A 588-nucleotide genomic window follows, 5' to 3' on the forward strand; every position below is an offset into this window, starting at 1 on the left:
GTCCTCGACGGGTGTGTATGCGGGGCTGATGTATCACGAGTACGCGTCGAGTATGCAGGTGGTGCCCGAGGGGGTGGAGGCGTTCTTGGGAACCGGGAATGCGGGGAGTGTGCTTTCGGGGCGGGTGGCGTATGCGTTCGGGCTGGAGGGTCCGGCGGTGACGGTGGATACGGCGTGTTCCTCGTCGTTGGTGGCGTTGCATCTGGCGTCCGGGGCGTTGCGGTCGGGTGAGTGTGATCTGGCGGTGGCCGGTGGGGTGACGGTGTTGTCCACGCCGGGGGTGTTTGTGGATTTCGAGCGGCAGGGTGGGTTGGCTGCGGATGGGCGGTGTAAGTCGTTTGCGGCGGCGGCGGATGGGACGGGGTGGTCGGAGGGTGCGGCGGTGTTGGTGGTCGAGCGGCTCTCGGATGCCCGGCGTCTTGGGCATCGGGTGTTGGCGGTGGTGCGGGGCAGTGCGGTCAATCAGGATGGTGCGTCCAATGGGCTCACGGCGCCGAACGGGCCGTCCCAGCAGCGGGTGATCCGGCAGGCGTTGGCCAATGCGGGTGTGGGGGCGGGGGATGTGGATGCGGTGGAGGCGCATGGGAC

Annotated in this window: 1 protein-coding gene; it reads left to right on the top strand. The window is 68.4% G+C overall.

Going from position 1 to position 588, the window contains the following annotated elements:
* A partial coding sequence (locus G5C65_RS38120) for a beta-ketoacyl synthase N-terminal-like domain-containing protein (RefSeq protein WP_165303661.1) occupies positions 1–588 on the top strand: 588 nt, incomplete at both ends.

It is taken from the genome of Streptomyces boncukensis, assembly GCF_011045075.1.
Classification (GTDB): Bacteria; Actinomycetota; Actinomycetes; order Streptomycetales; family Streptomycetaceae; genus Streptomyces; species Streptomyces boncukensis.